A 16,785-nucleotide genomic window follows, 5' to 3' on the forward strand; every position below is an offset into this window, starting at 1 on the left:
ATAGTTTGACGATTTTAGTGTTTTCCACTAGTTAAAGTGGTTGAAATGGTTAAAGAAAGGGTTTTAGTTGTCGGTTTAGGCGAAGTTGGCCGTCCCTTGTTTGAACTGCTAAAAGAATGTGGAAAGTTTGAAGTTTACGGCTATGATTTGAATACGGATAGAATGCGTGAAATCGGCCAGTCTAAAGATTCCCTGCCCGAAACCGTTGACATAATGCACGTTTGCATTCCATGCGTTAATAAAGAGAAATTCGCCGACGCTGTTGTGGGCTATGTGGAGTGTTTCAAGCCTAACCTTGTAATAATAAACAGCACTGTTGAACCCGGCACAACCGCGGAAATCTACAAGCGTCTCCGCAAAGCATGTTTCGTGGCGCATTCCCCTGTGCGCGGAGTCCACAAAAGCCTAGAACACATGAAATGGGAGTTGAAACGTTGGACAAAATACATAGGCGGAGTTAACGAAGAATCAGCGCAAAATGCAAAAAAGCATTATGAAAAACTAGGATTAAAAACAAAAGTTTTGAAAAGCAGCCTTGAAACAGAGTTAGCTAAACTTTTTGAAACTACTTACCGGGCTTGGATGATCGTGTGCTTCCAGGAAATGCACAGAATTAGCAGACACTTCGGTGCAGATTTCGACGAAGTGGTTGACTTTATCGAAGACACACATCGTGTTAGACTAGATAGGCCGGTGATGTTTCCAGGAGTTATTGGGGGGCACTGTTTAATTCCCAACGCTGAGCTTCTTCTTAGAAATTACGATTCTAAGCTTCTGCGGTTTATATTTGAATCCAACGAGAGGCGTGTTGAAGAAATGAAAGACAAACGTGTCCGCGATGAGGTTGCAAAAATTATGAAACGTGTGGAAATTCTCCAAAAAAATTGCAAGATCAATAACTAAAGCGTTGAAAAAGTGTAAGGTGAAAAGTTTTTGCATTGGAGGATAACCGTTCGGAAGATGCTTGGCCGCAGGGGCATTTTTCTCCTTAGAAACATCGCGTCGTCTATGGCTTTCTCTTTAAGGCTTATTCCTCCAGCAACCAACGTAAAAAGACAAGATGGCATATCTGCTATCACCTGCACCTACAATGAAGAAGACTGGATAGAAGCATCCTTAATGTCGATAAAAGACCTTGTCAACGAAATTTTGGTGCTGGATTCTTCAACAGACAGAACACCAGAAATTGTGGAAGACCTCCGCGAAAACCATGGGCTTCCAGTTAAGCTGCATAGGGTGCCATTAGGCGACATGGCGCATACGAGAAATCTTGGGCTCTCAATGGCAAAGTACAAGTGGATTTTGATATGGGACGCTGACTTTGTGTTGAAGGATGAAGCCGCATCTATATTAAAGAAGCTTTTGGAAAGCTTAGACGAGAGAAGGTACTATCTTATTTACTGGCCGCACATCTGCCTTGATGGAGATTTAATGCATCAAGATCCTAGGAATGCGCTTCATGTTGAACATTGGCTTTTCACATGGAGCCCCAAGTTGCGCTACGCGAAAGTAGGCTTATCCGACAGCCTCGTGGCTCCCTTGGCCTACTATAAAGTCTTGTATGTTAATGAGCCGTTAAGCTTTCACTTGAGAACCGTGCGGAGCCCAATTAGACTACTTTATAGACATTATAGATGGCTTATGCGCAGAGAAGGACTTGAAGGCAAAGTAAACCCAGAGGATTATGTTAAAACGAGAATAAGCCAAGACTTCCAAACAACAGACATTAATCAAGCAGCAAACCTATATTTTCAAAAATACCTTTTAAATCTGGTCAAGTACCGTAAGGATGTTTATGGTGATTATCCCCGACCATTAAAAGAATACGCAAAAAGAAGGTATGGCATAATTCTGTAACTTTGATCAAAAGTTATATAGTCTGGCAAATTTACGTGTACTAAAATGGTTGGCATTGTTGGATACACAAAATTCAAGAATTCTCCATCGAAAACACGGATCCAGCGAATGGCTGGCGCTATAAAAACAAACAGGGACCAAAAAATTGAATATTTCTCAAACGATTTCCTTGATGTTGCATCTGTCGCGTACCCAGATATTGGTTTCAGCGAGTTCGCCGTTAATGAGGACGGATCGGTTGGTGTTCTCATTTATGGTAAAATTTTTGGTTTTAAGGATGAGCTAAAGCTTCTTAAAAATAAGGGTCACTATTTTAAGAATGAGAGCAACTGCGCAGAGTTCATAGTACACGCATACGAGGAACATGGTAATGAAGTTTTTCGCGATTTAAATGGCTCTTTTTGCCTAACCTTGTATGATGTAAAGGTTCCTAAGGTGCTTTTGGTGACAGATCGTTTCGGAACAAGACCAATTTATTACACTTTTATGGACGGAGAAATCATCTTTTCGTCTCATTGTAGAGCTATTCTGGAGTGCCCTTTTCCAAGGAAGCTTAATCTTAAGACGCTTGTCAAGTTCTTATATTATGGGAAGCTAGGCATTTTAGGCGATGAAACATGGTTTGAAGGAATAAAACTCATGCCTTCAGCATCCGTGTTAACATTTACGGAAAAGGGTTACACTTTAGACAAGTATTGGGATCTCGTCTATTCCGCTCGATCTGTAAATGAAGATGAATTGGTACAAGCTCTTGTTAAAGCCTTCAAAAAGGCTGTGAACCTTAGAGTTAAAGACTTAGATGGAGTTTCAGTACAGCTTAGTGGTGGTTTAGATTCTCGGTGCGTGCTTGGTGTGATTAAAGAGAAAAGCAATGTGACAGCCGTGACTTTTGGTATTAAGGGTTGCAATGACATTGCTATAGCCATAGAAGTTACTAAAAGGTTGGGAGTTAGGCGTCTAATAATTAACTATGATCCCAACGAGATGGTTGATTATTCTTTTGATGTTGTATCTCTAACTGATGGACAAGCAACAGTGAACGTTAGCTACATCCCATACGTTGCTAAGAAAATGATGGAAAACGGGCTTAAATATTACCTACAAGGTTTCATATTTGATGTATTGTTAGGTGGAAGTTTTCTGTCTAAAGAATTCTTTAAAGTTAAAGGTTTTAATGAATTTATGCAATCCTTAGAGAAAAAGTATACACTGTTTCAGCCTTCTGAATTAAAAAGACTCTTAAACGTGAGACTTCATAAATACATAGCCCAAGTCCGAGAAGAATTTGCCAAAACAGCCCGTGAGACTAAGGGGAATACTTTCCCAGATAGGGCAGACTACTTTATTATAACAACGCGTCAGCGACGTTATACTTTAATGGGTTCTATTTTATGTAGGGAGTTTGTTGAAGAGATGCTTCCAACAATAGACAATGAAGTTATCGAGATAATACGTCGCATACCACCCGAACTACGCTTCAATTATCGTATTTACAGAAAGTTTCTTTTTGCCTTAAACTTTGAATTGGCTAAGGTGCCTTACCAAAAGACGCTGTTACCTCCAATTGTGCCCTCACGATTTTGGCATCCAGCAATTTTGGTCATCGGTGCACTAAAAAAATTATCAAGAGACGCAATTAGATATAAACACTCTTATTTTGAGTTCAATGAAATTTTGCGCCGTCATTCTAGATGGATAATTTTGCTCAAAGAAACTTTGATGGATAAAAACGCTCTGATATATAAATTTGGCTACTTAAATAGAGACTATGTAGTCAAAATCGTAGACGAACATCTTAAAGGACGAAGAAACAACGGAGAAAAAATCGCCTTTCTAATAACCTTGGAAATATTTCTACGAACTTTTTTTGATCAAGACTTTAAAATCTAACGGAATCTCCAGATTTTTCGCAGTATGCCATGCATTAATAGGCCTAAAGTTTGCCAACTAAAGATTAATAGACCTTTTACACCGAAAAGCTTCATTAACGCATATTTTCTACATATACGTAAAATAAGGACGCTCTAAAAATGAAGCTTCTATTCGTCCTTCCACGCTTACTTTATGTATGCACTTTGCATAAGGGGTTATATAAAGAGTGTTTGGATATTTTTTCTCAATTGGATAGGTGAATAGCAAGTCTTCCAAATATAAATATTTTAAGAGATTTGACGAAAATCTGAATTCACTAAAGATAAAGACCATCCGCCTAAAAGCCATGTGTGAACCACTTAGTCGTCTGCAGTTTGATATTTTGTTAAGATTATAAGAGACCTTCACTTACAATTGCACGCAACATTGGAGTAAGTATGGTTAAAGGCGAAATAATTACTCCTTTTGGATAGTGATGTTTTACTTTATCCAGATTATATAGTAGAGAAGATATTAGAGATTTTTGAGAAACATCCAAACGCTTCAGGGGCGCAAGGATGCATAATTCCTAAAATGTACCCTAAAAAAGCAAGGGACTGTTAAAAATATTTTACAACACTTAACAATTTTGCTTTGGCATTTTACAAGCGATTCTTGTGGACCATTTAGTTATCTTGTTATCTTATAATTTATAGTTTTTATCTATAATTTTAACAATTTCATTAACAAGTCTACACTCTCTAGTTTTTATTGAGAACTTTCTCTGTATTCTTTCTCGCGCTTTTCCGCCTTTATCTTCTGATTTTAATGCTTTTTTGATAGCTTCTGCTGTCGCTTCGGGGTCATTATAGGGCACATAAAAGCCCGTGTCTCCAACGACCTCTGGAAGAGCATACCGCTTTGTAACAACTGGGACACACCCGCACGCCATAGCTTCAGCCAAAGCCACACTAAAGCTTTCTTGAGCTGACAGTTGGCAATAGACCTTCGCTTTTCTGTAATACTCTAATAGTGTTTCGCTTGAAGCATAACCTGTAAAAACCACGTTGGGACCGGCAATTTCCTTCAGACGTTTAATTGAGTCATCGTATTTTCCGATCAAGACAAATCTAATTTCAGGAAGAAGTGCCGCTGTTTTTACGAAACACTCTAAGCCCTTCTTCTTTATAGTTAATTCAGTAACTTTCGCGACTGTTATGACTAAGTCTTCTTTTTTGCCAAGAGGCTTAAATCTGTCAACGTCAACACCGTTATACACAACCTCAAATTTTTCCGGTTTGGCAATCCTCAACATTTCTCTGGCCGTTGACTCAGAAACGGGTAAAACCATGCTGGCATGTCTCAAAACAAACTTCACTTTAACACGTTCAAACGGCGAAAGCAAAGATCCATAACCAATTTCTGGAACATAAGCCACCTCGTAGCCGCCTACAACCACCATTGATTTTTTCCTTAAAAGTTTTGAAAATAACACTGCGAAAAGGGCGTTTGTGCCGGCGAACCATGTGTAAACCAAATCGACGCGGGTAGTCCATAAAAACATTTTAAGTACATTCAATGAATTTCTAAAAGTTGGTATCTCTAACTCTTTTACGTCAAAGTATTTCCTGAGAAACTCCAGATCATTGCGCACAAAACTGGATAACTGGTAGTAGACAAATAAAATCCTGATTTTCTTTCCGCTGTGTTTGTGCATGGCTTTTGCCAACCAGAAACAAAGGTGAAACATATTAGTTAAATAACTGTTATCCAAAACTAAGAATTCAAGCTAATGCTGGTGGAAAAGCGTTTGAACGTAACCTTGGTTCTTGGCGCTCGCCCCCAAATCGTTAAGTCCGCGCCTTTAATCCATTTAGCAAGCAACGATAAACAAATCCGCTTAGACATAATTCACACGGGTCAGCATTATGACTATGAGATGACGAAAATCTTTTTCGAAGAACTGAAACTGCCAGACCCGATAGTGAACTTGAACGTTGGAAGTGGAACACATGCGCAGCAAACAGCGAAAGTGATGCTCCGCCTAGAAAAAGTTTTGCAAAAACAGAAACCAGACATGGTTATAGTTCCAGGCGACACAAATTCAACACTTGCTGGAGCACTAACAGCTGTAAAACTTCATATTCCAATAGCCCACATCGAAGCAGGCGCAAGAAGCTACGACATGCGCATGCCAGAAGAAGTAAACAGACGCCTAACAGACCATTGCTCCACGATTCTGTTCACTCCAACAGAAAACTGCACAAAAAACCTCATCAATGAGGGTATAGAAAAGGCGAAAATTCACCAAGCAGGCGACACAATGTATGATGTATTGGTTCAGCAACTTCCAAAAGCGGAGAAAAACCCAATTTTAGAGCAGTTAAACCTAGAGCCTAACGCCTATGCTTTATTAACAACGCACAGACCGGAAAACGTGGACAATCCTCAAAAGTTAGAGAACATAATGAAAGCCATAATCCAGCTTAACCAATTAACTATAGTTTTTCCAGTCCACCCGAGAACCCAAAAACAACTCAGAAAATTGAAGCTCTACAATAATATTCAAGGGCAAAGCCACATCAAAATTATCAAGCCCATAGGATATCATGAAACAATAAAGCTGATAAAAAACGCAGCGCTAGTCTTGACGGATTCCGGTGGAATGCAGAAAGAGGCCTTCTGGCTAAAAACACCGTGCATAACATTACGAGAAACAACAGAATGGCCGGAAACGGTGGAACTGGGAGCCAACTACTTAATGGGCGCAGACACGCAAAAAATAGTGCACACGGCGACAAAGCTAATAGCGAAAAGGGAAACCCGTGAAAAAATTCAAAAGCTGCCTAACCCTTTTGGAGACGGAAAGGCTTCTCAAAGAATACTGGAAACCATTAAATCTTATGGTATAGGCTAAAATAAACCATCAAGCCCTTCACAAAATTGGGAATATTTTATTAAGGTTTTTCGCTGAGACTTTACACTAACACTTACAGGGACGAGAATGGCGAGAAAAACAGTGCTGTTTGTGTCCACGAAAGGCGAGAAAACATCCGCAAGCAATGTAAGGATCAAGTACTTCAGACAAGCTCTCGAGGCTAACGGCTACGAAGTCGTTAACTTTGAGATTGGCTTGAGCGGCTTCAAAAAATATCTAAGTTATTTTTTCAGGTCTCCGCCTAAAAACTTGATTGAAGCTGCGAAGACGGCGAATTTGATAATAACAACTTCGCCAACCTTGTTGAACGCTATATTAAGCTATAAAATCGCCAAAAAACAGGGACTGCCGCTGATAGTCGACGTGAGAGATATATGGGAGGAATACGCAAAAACGGCTCACTCCCTAATGCATAGCCTAGGCGTGGTAAAAAGAATAGTTGCAGAATACTACAAGGCGCTAAAATACGCGTCGAAAATTCTCGTCGTAACAGAACCAATGAAACGATACTATGAGAACGTTCTCGGCAACAGCGATAAGGTCACCGTAATCAGCAACGGCACGGACGTTGGCACAATCAAGTGTGATAACACAGCCAAACGAAAAGAAGACCTTGTGTACTTGGCGGATTTAAATCACCCTTATCATAACATAGAATTTCTATTTTCCGCACTGAAAAACAGTAAACTCCGCCTCGTTGTCATCGGTGGTGGCAAGCATTTGGCCGCAATGCAAAGAGAGGTGCAAAATCTCCAAATCACTGATAATGTCTCCTTTGCAGGTTGGGTTCCATACGAAGACCTCTCTTCCTACCTCTGCATGGCAAAAGTAGGAGTTGTGGGCCGCCCCTTCATCAGCAATGTTGGATATTTATACGCTATTCCAGTTAAAACCTATGACTATTTGGCAGCTGGCCTTCCAATAGTGGGGTATGGCCCTAAAAATTCAGCGTTAGAAGAATTTATTAAAAGAAACACCATAGGCGCATATGTAGCTGAGCCTAACCCTCAAATTCTTTCAAGGGAACTAGTTAAGCTGGTTGCTGAGCATGAGAAGTATATGTCAAAAGCCAGAGAGCTTGCAATGAACTTTGACAGGCGGAGGCTTGCCCAAAAAGTTGTAGAAATAGTCAACAATACATTGTCTAGACGCCCAAAAATCTAATGTTACAATGTTTTGCACTGTCAAATATGATCATTTTTATTTCTTCAAAGGTTTAGAATAAAGTTTGCAAGGTTGTCTGCTCCGTCTGGCAAGGTTGGTGGCTTGGTTTCTTTTGCCCTTTCTATGGCGTTTAATATGCTTTCTAAAGTGATTTCTGAAACTAGCACAGCGTTCACTTTATTCACGTAGTGTTTTGCATCTTCAACTCCAGCGGTTCTTGTCCATTCGAGATTCGGAACAACGACTATTGGTTTTCTGTAGATGAGTGCTTCTAAAATTGTTGCGCCGAAATGCGTGACCACAGTCTCTGCACCTGCAATAAGTTCATAGAATTTCGCCGTATGTTCCAAGATTTTCCATTCTGGATGGCGTTTTCTGTATGGTTCCGGATCAACCCTACCTGTTTGTAGCACTACATTTTTCAGCTTGCTTTTTGAGATCACGTCAAAAAGTTGTTTATGTCCATGAGTGCCTCCCGTTACAAGGATGTATCCTCCGTTCCATGGTTGAATCTCGGGTTTTGGAATCAGTGGACCAAAAACTATTCCTTTTTTTAGCAGTTTTTTCTGTTCCTCCCATTGAAGCACCGTTACAGTTGAGAGAGGTTGCAGGAGGAGGGCGCTTTTGGAGGCTTTTGTAAAGCGCACTGAGCTTTCTATGTTAACCACGGGTATATTTTTCATCCACGCGAATAGGCAAGGTGGTATGCAAAAGTTGCTGCCCGTGCTTACGACGACGTCGAATTTACTTGGAACTTTTTTGAAGGCTTCAGCGAAGGCCTTGGCAAGTTTCGGCAAAAACTCTTTTGTTGGCGTTTTTGGTTCCCTAGGTTTTAAAAGGAAATCAACGGAGCCGAACTTTTCGAGTCTTTCATAGCTTAATTTGTCTCCTTTAGGGACGAGAAAGTATAAGTTCACTTTTCCACAGAGCCTCTGGGCTAAGGCGTAGCCGTAGGCGGTATGTCCTCCACCACCAGCAAGAATTAATACGTTTTTGGTTGGCAATTCATTGCTCCTCTTTTAGGGGGTCTTCCGCGGTACAATTATGGACAGCAAGTGTTTTAAAAAAGTAATTGTTTTTAGACTCTAAAATCGGACTCGCATCGTTTGGTGCTGGTGTTTGAGAGAAAACCCAATAAGGCTTCAGTATTCAGGTTTCGTAATTTTTTCAGCAAAAATGTTCAGCGTGGCCACTGGTTTTATTTTCCAGTATATGATAGCTCGTTACACCTCTACAGTGGAATATGGCATATGGTTCAACATAAATGATGTGCTAGGCTATTTTCTGGTTCTTGCCGGGGTTATACCATTTTGGGTTGTACGTTTTGTGGCGAGATCTGAGGAGGGGGCTGTGAAAACAGGTGTTCTAGCAAATTTGACTATCTCGTTAGTGGCGACCATTATTTATTTGGTTTCTGTCCCGCTGATAACTTCAGCCATAGGTGTTCACCAGTATACCAGCCTTTATCTGCTTGCCGCTCTTCAAGTGGTAGAATTTTATATGTTAAATGTGATCGAGGCGTGTCTTAGAGCTAGGAAGCCACAAGTCTTGGGGTACGGAGCGGTTATCGCTGAAATAATCAAAGTATCTTTGGGATATATCCTCATCATGAGATTACAAAAGCCTTTAGAAGGTGCTATAATTAGCATAATAACGGCTATAGCTGCTCAGCTAATTTATTACCTAAAACTTTTGGCTGAAGACTTTAAACAGAAAATTGAATGGGCATATGTGAAGGAGTGGGTAAAAGGATCAATTGCAAATCTCTATAATGTCTTAGGAAATCAAATAGCCGCCTTCGTTTTCATCCTACTATTCGCCTACGGCGGAGAGGGGGCTCGAGGCTATTACGGCGCCGCCTCCTTGATAGCAAACATTGTAACATATTCAACCGCTTTGGCGTTTGCTTTATACCCAAAACTTTTGGCTGAAGGTAAAAGTGAAGACGTTACAACCTCTTTTAAAACGGTTTTGATGTTTGCAATTCCCATGACTATTGGTGCTCTTGCCGCGCCCGGACTATATCTTTCAATCCTTGAACGTGAGTACGCCAGCGCGTGGCATGTTTTAGTCGTCTTGGCTATAGATGCTTTAGTTGCAACAGTATCTACACTTTACGGCTTTGTTCTTTACGGGTTTGAGAGAGTTGATGAAGGAGCAAAAATATCCTTTAAAGAACTTTTAAAAAGCCGCATGTTTATAGCTTTCTCATTACCGTATTTTCACTCGGCCATAACTATACCCTCAACGTATTTTGTGTTGACTAATTTCACTTTAAACCAGCCTGTAACGTCGGCTTTTGCGGTGGCTTTGATAAATTCTGTAGCACGGTTTACCATGTTTCTTATACTGTACATTATGGTTCGTAGAATGATTAAGATGGTTATTCCTTGGAAGAGCATTGCAAAGTATGTTTTAGCTTCGGTAGTTATGGGTTGCCTTCTCCATTGGCTATGCTTAAGGTTATCTTTAACAAGGGTGTATCAAGCTCTTGGCATAACCGTGTTGGCTGGCATTTTTTATTTCGCTTTGCTCATGGTTATAGATGAAAATGCAAGAGTTCTTGTCAAGTCAGCTTGGCTGGAAGTAAAGACAAAGTTCGAATAGTAGGGGTTACTCGTTGTTACTCCATAGTTCACTGAAAAGGGCTTTTAGGGTTTTTATGAACGCGTCGTAGTTTGTCCATAGGGCTGCTGTTCTTTTTTTGCCGTTTCCTTTTCGGATTAACAGTAGTAACTGTTCGTTGTCCGCTATTATGAAGGTTGGTATTTCTTCAGCGTTTAGCCTTGAGTATTTCGCTTTCTTTAACTTGGTTCTTTCCAGAAAGAAGCATGTTTTTGGCGAGTAATTTGTGAGAAGTTGCACGTTTGCGCCTTTTTTGGATGTCTTTTCCAACCTGTCCAAGAATCCTGAATGGTAGAAGTTTGCAATGTCGTTTTCTGAAATGAATGCAAGGATTTCCTTTATAGCCTTGTCGAGGATTTCATCTGCCTTCAAGCTTATTTGCTCTTCACCTTCCAATATTTGGAAGACTTCTTTCCTGTCAGCTTCTATCTCTGGTCTTGGTAGTGAAAGCCAAATATCAATAAGGCTTTGCCTCTTTTTTTCAAGGAGGCTAAGTTTCATCCTTTTAGTTTCTATGAGTATGTCTAACGCTTTTTCGAAAGGTGTCGCAATGAATTTTAAAGGTTTTTCAAAAACTGAAGAAACTAACCCCTTTTTCTCTAGATCCCGTAATATTCGGTAAGTTTCTGTTCTATGCAGAGATAACGCCTCAGAAATATCGCTTGCCTTATGCTCACCAGTTCTTGCCAGGTAAATGTAAACTTTAACTTCGTTTTTTGATAATCCTAACCCACGAAGGGCTTTCTCTATCACTTCTATAGATTTTACCAGCCCCTTGTCTGCTTTTACAAAACGCCATAACCCGCTGTTTTCATCGTAAAGTTTCACTATGCTTTCAGGCTTTTCGATAGATAACTCCATTTAAATCCCTACATTGTTCTGATTCGAAGCCGAAACTCGATTCAGTTGTCACTATATTTTATACTTCTGAATTCAAAATATGAATTAGAAATACATGTTGCTAAAACTTAAAGCCAACTACTCTTGAAAATAAAATGCCCAGAAGAGGGGAAAGGAGGTTGCGTATCAAGAGTTTGGGTTTATCTTTGAGGCTGAGAACTTTTCTTATTCCTGAGAAAAATCACTGGCTGAGGCGAATCATTCTGATTTTTTCCTTTATCTTATTCGACTACTTTTCAACGCTGGTTTTTTGTCACACGCCTTGGGAGGAAGCTAACATTTATGCTAGGTTCTTCATGGAGAACCTCGGCATTCATGCAGGTTTGACGCTTTTCGTTCTGTCAGCCAATTTTTCCGTCTACATACTGTTGACGCTTGATTCTAACGTTGTTCGACTTCCTTCTCGGATAGCTGTTGTTGCAGAATCTTTTGTGGATTTTGTTTTCGCATGGTTTATCGCAGGACTACATTTTGACGGAGGGGCAAGCTGGTTTTGGACTGCCCCTAGCCTTTTAAGGCAAGGTCCAGGCGCAGCGTTATATCTCTTTGGTGTATTTGTTTTTATAAGGCCCCCACGCCTTTTTTGTGGCAGGCGTTTCAGTGCGTATCAATGTGCCACATACTAACTCTATTATCTCATTAAGATGCTTTTCAATATGTGACTAGGCTAGCTTTGTAAGTTGGTGTCTGATGTGGAAAATAAAGATATAAAGAGAGATGAAAATGCTGAATTTTGGGCGAGTGGAAAAAATGTTCAGGAAGAGACTGCAGAGACTGTTTACTTTCTCCATTCATCGGGAGTTTCTGGCGGAGATGAAACTTCAAGTCCCGAGGAGTTTGAAAATAATAGAGCGGGGTTTGAACAAAAACTTCAGGAGCTTTTAAAGAATATAAATGAGGAAACATTACAACTCAGCGAGTTTTTAACGGAGGAAAACAAGTTAATAAAAGAGTTATGCGACTCTCTCAAGCAAGTTTTGAAGAAATTGAGAGTTTCGTTTTATATTCCACCGCGGGAAATTCCGGTAAAGGGTAAGGTAAAGAAGGTGATTTTAAATGAAGAATGCTGTCTAATACTAGTTTACGATAAGGGTGAGACGCGTTCTGCTTTTTTGGCGGAATACCCTCCGGAGATAGTTTTAGCAATTTTATTGGTGATAATGCCTGAGCTAGCTGAGGTTTTAATGTTACACAGGAAAAGGATAAGCGCTCGCATCAACTTTTTTGTAAAGATAAAGAAGGAATTAAAGAACGTTGTAAAAGCGATAGTTGGAAACCAAGTTACTGAGGAAGCTGATAGGGAGTCTGTGGACGTTGTTAAGAGCACATTAAATGCCGAAAACTAGTTCTGGTTAATTTACAAAGGGGGTACCGCTAAGATTGAACAGCCTTGCTACAGAGATTCGAACGTTCTCTTCGATCAGAGAAATCAGGGAAACTGTTGAAGCTGAAATAAGCCAGTATAAAGCGTTGTTGGAGGACTACAGCCAATGGCTAGGCACATTGTTAAGAAATCCAGAATCATCAAAGAATCCTGAATGGGCTAAAAAAGTCTCAGAGCTGCAGAAAATTTTGAAATCCGGAAGTAGCAGAAGTGGGAAAAAAGAGGAAAAACCTTCATACTCATCGGAATGGGTTGAATTCAAGGATTTAATGCTCTGCGCAGATGAGTTTGGCGAAATAGAAATAATCTTTGAGGCTGTTGAAGAGTTAAAAAACAAAATTAACAAGTTGGAGAAGGCTAAAAACTCTTTAACAGAGCTGGAACGTTACGGATTTGGCAAAAACGTTGTTTACGTAACCTACATTCAAAACGGCGTCCCGGAGAAAATAGCCATCAAACCAAAGAAAACTTTAGAGAACGAGGAAAAGTTCAAGTTTGTAGCTGACTTCTCCGTCGTGAAGCAAATATAAGGTAACTTGGCGGCATTGAGTTCTGAGCCCTTTCTTGAAAGCTTTTCTTTATGGTTGTTTTGTTGTCTACAAACCTACAACAAAAGCTCAACTAGAGCTTCTTGTACTTGGCTTTTTTCTCTCACTTTTCTGAAGATCGCTTTTCCAGTGTTGTAGAGGCGTATGGAAAAGTCCTTATATGTTAGGTCGAAGATTATTCCAGCAGCGGTCCTCTCTACTTTTGCTTTTTTAAGCATTTTTGCTATTGCCTCGTTTTTTTTCTCATATTTGAAGTGAACTATAACGTCTTTTTCCTCGCCACAAGCCTCCTCAATCCTAGCTATGTATTCTCCCAGACCTGTGCTTGTAGTCATAGAGCTTTTTCAATCTCCTTTAGAGCTTCAATGAATCGATCTATTTCTTCCAGCGTGTTGTAAATATAGAAACTGGCTCTTGTAGATGATGAAATGTTAAGTCTTTGGTGAAGCGGTTGAGCACAGTGGAAACCGCTCCTCACCATTATGCCATAGCTGTCAAGGAGTAGAGCCACGTCGTGGGAGTTGAATCCCTCAACGTTGAATGGTATTATTCCACATTTCAGCGCCCTATCCTTTGGGCCGTAAACCATGACTTTTGAGCATTCTCCTAAGCGTTTCATGGCGTATTCGGTTAAGTCGCACTCGTAGGCTTTTACATTTTCCATTCCAAGAGTCCTCAAATATTTTATTGCAGCCGTTAAACCAACAGCCCCGCAGACATCTGGGGTTCCAGCTTCAAACTTCCACGGTAGTTCGTTCCATGAAATTTTGCATCGCTGAGTTTCGGGATTGAAGGAAACTTCCCTAATCATTTCGCCGCCGCCGTGAAAAGGCTCCATTTTTTCAAGAATTTCCCGTTTGCCGTACAATACGCCTATTCCTGTCGGCCCAAGCATCTTATGCCCAGAAAAAGCTAAGAAGTCGCAGTCTAACTCCCGAACGTTTACGGGTATATGAGGCACTGATTGAGCACCATCCACAAGCACTAGAGCACCATTTTCGTGGGCTAGTTTTGCTATAGTTTGCACGTCGTTTATGACGCCCGTCACGTTTGAAACATGGGTTATGCAGACAAGCTTTACCTTAGGCGTTAACATTTCCTTTAGGGATTCATACTTTAGTGTGCCGTCTGGGTTGACGTCTGCATACTTGAGCTTGAAGCCTCTTATTTTTGAAAGGATCTCCCATGGAACCATGTTGCTGTGGTGTTCCATGAGGGTTACAAGGACTTCATCTTCCCGTTTGAGGTTGCGAAGCCCCCACGAATAGGCGACAAGGTTTATAGCCTCCGTTGTGCCTCTGACAAAGATTATTTCTTCCATGTCTTTGGCGCCTATGAATTCGGCAACTTCTTCGTGGGCTTCCTCATAGAGTTCTGTGGCTTCCAGCGATAATGTGTGCACAGCACGGTGGACGTTGGCGTTTTGTTTTTCGTAAAACTCTTTCATGGCTTCGATAACTTGCTTTGGCTTTTGAGATGTCGCCGCGTTGTCAAAGTATATGAGTGGATAATTGTTTATTTTTCGTTTCAATATGGGAAAGTCTTCCCTAACCTTGTAGGGGTCAAACATTTTAAGCGCCTTCTTCAGCCATCTTCATTTTTTTCGAGAGGATTTTTGCCAGCTCCTCCTCCTCTAATGCCTGTTTTTCTTCGAAAGTTAACTCTCCCGGCAACCATTCTGGAGTTTGCTGTCTCATTTTGTAATAGGCGCGGATGGCGCGTCTCAAAGCTCCGACAGCCAATATCCCGCAGTGAAATTTAACAGCTGGCAGCCCACCCACCTCTTCAGCTATACTTTTCCACGAGATTTTCCAGGCGTCTTCAAGTTTCATTCCCTTAATTTTCTCAGTTACAATGCTTGATGTGGCAATGTTGGCGGCGCATCCGTAACTTTCAAAGGTTGCCTTTTCAATGGTATCTTGCTCGTTAATCTTCAAATAGAAGGTTATCATGTCTCCACATTGTGGGTTTCCAGCCACCGCTGAAACCGTAGCGTCCTCCATTTTCCCTAAATTCTTTGGGTTCCTGAAGAGTTCCAAGATTTTTTGGCTGTAGGGTAAAGGTACACGTGACAAGGCTACTCCACCACCGTTGAACCTGTTATTCCCCTAAGCCTTTCAACGGCTCTGGGCAAAACCTTCAACACGTAATCTATATCCGCCTCTGTATGGACTCGTGTAACTTTCATGAGGATGCTCCCGTGGGCCTCTTCGAATTTTCTGCCTATGGCAACCAGCACGTGACTCGGCTGGAGCAAACGTCTTGTGCAGGCGCTTCCACTTGAAACATATACACCGTTTAGGCTTAACTCAATGGTTAGAGCTTCGCCTTCACAGCGTAGAAAACTTATGTTAACGTTGTCAGGTGCCCTTTTCTCACCTCTTGGACCGTTAAGTCGCACGTCCGGTATTTTACCCATTACGCCTTCAATGAGTTTGTCGCGGAGTTTCCGCATGTAGCTAACATTATCCTCAAAGTTCTTGAAGGCTAACTCAGACGCCTTTGCAAAACCAACAATCAGCGGCGTGTTTTCAACGCCGGGCCAAAGTTTCTGAGTGCCTATTTGCCCCTCCAATATTCTTTGGATATTTACGCCTTCCTTTACGTATAGAGCGCCAATCCCGCGTGGCCCCAGTATCTTGTAGCTGCTTATTGTTGCCATGTCCACATTCAGCTTTTGCACGTTAAAAGGAATTTTGCCATAAGCATCTGATGCATCTACGTGGACAAGAGCGTTTGGGTTTTTGTCCTTTATGATTTCAACTATCTCTTTTATGGGCTGTATTGTTCCAATTTCATGGTTTACTGCCGAGAAGCTTGCGAGAACTGTTTCGCCGTTAACCGCCTCCTTAAGTTTTTCAAGGTTTACGAAGCCTTCGCTGTTTACTGGAATTTTTACTACTAAGAATCCTTGTTGGGCCATCATTTCGGCCACGTGTATCACACTTAATGGCTCAATCTCGGAGATCACGATTTTCGCACCCTTCATCCGCATCTGAGAAGCTGCGCCAAGCAAAGCGAGGTTGTTAGCTTCAGTTTCACCTGGTGTGAAATTGACTTCTTCAATGCTTCTACATCCTAAATAGCTAGCAATTTTTTGGGCAGATTCCATTATTGCCTCGTAGGCTTCCCATCCCGGCTTGTGGGTAAGCGTTGGGTTGCCAATAGCACGTTTATTAAAATATGGAAGCATAACCTCAACGACTTCTGGATGAACAAAGCTTGAGTTCTCAATGTCTAAGTAAACTTCATGTTTTAGCCCTTCATGGGCTTTAAGAAGTTCACGAACGTTTTCCATCATAACCTTCAGATCCGCTTATACTTGTCACTTCATAATAGGTTTAAGCTTATAGAAAAAGCTATTTGAAAATGTGAAACTGCATCCAAAAGGTCAATAATTTGCAGTTGCTATAAAACAATACCTAGCTTCCCTCCTCTCCATATATTTTTGGCGTTTACGAAGCAAAATAGCGACTCTTCCCTTAGTTTTTCACAGTCTACAAGATAGCCCATCAATC

At 41.0% G+C, this 16,785-nt stretch carries 16 protein-coding genes; 9 read left to right on the forward strand and 7 right to left on the reverse strand.

What is annotated here, in order from left to right; translation table 11 throughout:
• Positions 1-45 precede the first annotated feature (45 nt).
• From KEJ24_03500 to KEJ24_03510, 3 genes are read left to right on the forward strand one after another with little or no spacing between them, the layout of a single operon-like run.
• A complete protein-coding gene (locus KEJ24_03500; protein ID MBS7646884.1) occupies positions 46-903 on the forward strand; it encodes a GDP-mannose dehydrogenase in 858 nt (285 codons plus the stop codon).
• A 30-nt stretch (positions 904-933) separates the two neighbouring features.
• Positions 934-1,857, forward strand: coding sequence for a glycosyltransferase (locus tag KEJ24_03505; GenBank protein MBS7646885.1), 924 nt, complete (start codon positions 934-936; stop codon positions 1,855-1,857).
• 45 nt (positions 1,858-1,902) lie between these two features.
• Positions 1,903-3,747 carry an asparagine synthetase B gene (locus KEJ24_03510; protein ID MBS7646886.1) on the forward strand — a complete coding sequence of 615 codons (1,845 nt, stop codon included), beginning with the start codon at positions 1,903-1,905 and terminating at the stop codon, positions 3,745-3,747.
• A 664-nt stretch (positions 3,748-4,411) separates the two neighbouring features.
• Here KEJ24_03510 and KEJ24_03515 read toward each other — a convergent pair.
• The gene (locus tag KEJ24_03515; GenBank protein MBS7646887.1) at positions 4,412-5,401 is read right to left on the reverse strand and encodes a glycosyltransferase family 4 protein; all 990 of its coding nucleotides are present in this window, start codon (positions 5,399-5,401) and stop codon (positions 4,412-4,414) included.
• Between the two features lie 117 nt (positions 5,402-5,518).
• Here KEJ24_03515 and wecB point away from each other — a divergent pair, with 117 nt between their 5' ends.
• Complete coding sequence (wecB, locus tag KEJ24_03520) at positions 5,519-6,625, forward strand: UDP-N-acetylglucosamine 2-epimerase (non-hydrolyzing) (protein MBS7646888.1); 1,107 nt, start codon at positions 5,519-5,521, stop codon at positions 6,623-6,625.
• Between the two features lie 87 nt (positions 6,626-6,712).
• On the forward strand, positions 6,713-7,810 hold the full coding sequence (locus KEJ24_03525) for a glycosyltransferase (GenBank protein MBS7646889.1): 1,098 nt from the start codon (positions 6,713-6,715) through the stop codon (positions 7,808-7,810).
• A gap of 44 nt (positions 7,811-7,854) precedes the next feature.
• Here KEJ24_03525 and KEJ24_03530 read toward each other — a convergent pair whose 3' ends face one another.
• Complete coding sequence (locus tag KEJ24_03530) at positions 7,855-8,814, reverse strand: polysaccharide biosynthesis protein (GenBank protein ID MBS7646890.1); 960 nt, start codon at positions 8,812-8,814, stop codon at positions 7,855-7,857.
• 115 nt (positions 8,815-8,929) lie between these two features.
• Here KEJ24_03530 and KEJ24_03535 point away from each other — a divergent pair, with 115 nt between their 5' ends.
• Positions 8,930-10,417 carry a hypothetical protein gene (locus KEJ24_03535; protein MBS7646891.1) on the forward strand — a complete coding sequence of 496 codons (1,488 nt, stop codon included), beginning with the start codon at positions 8,930-8,932 and terminating at the stop codon, positions 10,415-10,417.
• 6 nt (positions 10,418-10,423) lie between these two features.
• On the opposite strand, the gene KEJ24_03540 is transcribed toward KEJ24_03535, so the two are convergent.
• Positions 10,424-11,296, reverse strand: a complete 873-nt coding sequence (locus KEJ24_03540) for a TrmB family transcriptional regulator (GenBank protein ID MBS7646892.1) — start codon at positions 11,294-11,296, stop codon at positions 10,424-10,426.
• Between the two features lie 158 nt (positions 11,297-11,454).
• Between KEJ24_03540 and KEJ24_03545 the strand changes: the two genes are divergently transcribed.
• The 3 genes from KEJ24_03545 (at position 11,455) to KEJ24_03555 (ending at position 13,249) form a co-directional block, all read left to right on the forward strand.
• The gene (locus KEJ24_03545) at positions 11,455-11,961 is read left to right on the forward strand and encodes a hypothetical protein (protein ID MBS7646893.1); all 507 of its coding nucleotides are present in this window, start codon (positions 11,455-11,457) and stop codon (positions 11,959-11,961) included.
• A gap of 66 nt (positions 11,962-12,027) precedes the next feature.
• Positions 12,028-12,681: a hypothetical protein gene (locus tag KEJ24_03550; GenBank protein ID MBS7646894.1), complete on the forward strand. Its 654-nt coding sequence runs from the start codon at positions 12,028-12,030 to the stop codon at positions 12,679-12,681.
• Positions 12,682-12,715: 34 nt separating this feature from the next.
• Positions 12,716-13,249 carry a hypothetical protein gene (locus KEJ24_03555; GenBank protein MBS7646895.1) on the forward strand — a complete coding sequence of 178 codons (534 nt, stop codon included), beginning with the start codon at positions 12,716-12,718 and terminating at the stop codon, positions 13,247-13,249.
• Between the two features lie 74 nt (positions 13,250-13,323).
• Here KEJ24_03555 and KEJ24_03560 read toward each other — a convergent pair whose 3' ends face one another.
• Genes KEJ24_03560 through KEJ24_03575 form a run of 4 tightly spaced genes read right to left on the reverse strand, consistent with a single transcriptional unit; the run spans position 13,324 to position 16,568 of the window.
• Positions 13,324-13,602 (reverse strand): hypothetical protein, encoded by a 279-nt coding sequence (locus KEJ24_03560; GenBank protein MBS7646896.1) that lies wholly within the window; start codon positions 13,600-13,602, stop codon positions 13,324-13,326.
• On the reverse strand, positions 13,599-14,837 hold the full coding sequence (locus KEJ24_03565; protein MBS7646897.1) for a cysteine desulfurase: 1,239 nt from the start codon (positions 14,835-14,837) through the stop codon (positions 13,599-13,601). Before KEJ24_03565 ends, KEJ24_03560 begins: the two co-directional genes overlap by 4 nt.
• Position 14,838: 1 nt before the next feature.
• Positions 14,839-15,342: an iron-sulfur cluster assembly scaffold protein gene (locus KEJ24_03570; GenBank protein MBS7646898.1), complete on the reverse strand. Its 504-nt coding sequence runs from the start codon at positions 15,340-15,342 to the stop codon at positions 14,839-14,841.
• A 2-nt stretch (positions 15,343-15,344) separates the two neighbouring features.
• Entirely contained in the window at positions 15,345-16,568 is a 1,224-nt protein-coding gene (locus KEJ24_03575) for a cysteine desulfurase (GenBank protein ID MBS7646899.1), read from the reverse strand.
• Between the last annotated feature and the right edge of the window lie 217 nt (positions 16,569-16,785).

This window comes from Candidatus Bathyarchaeota archaeon (assembly GCA_018396705.1).
Taxonomy (GTDB): Archaea; Thermoproteota; Bathyarchaeia; order Bathyarchaeales; family Bathycorpusculaceae; genus DRVP01.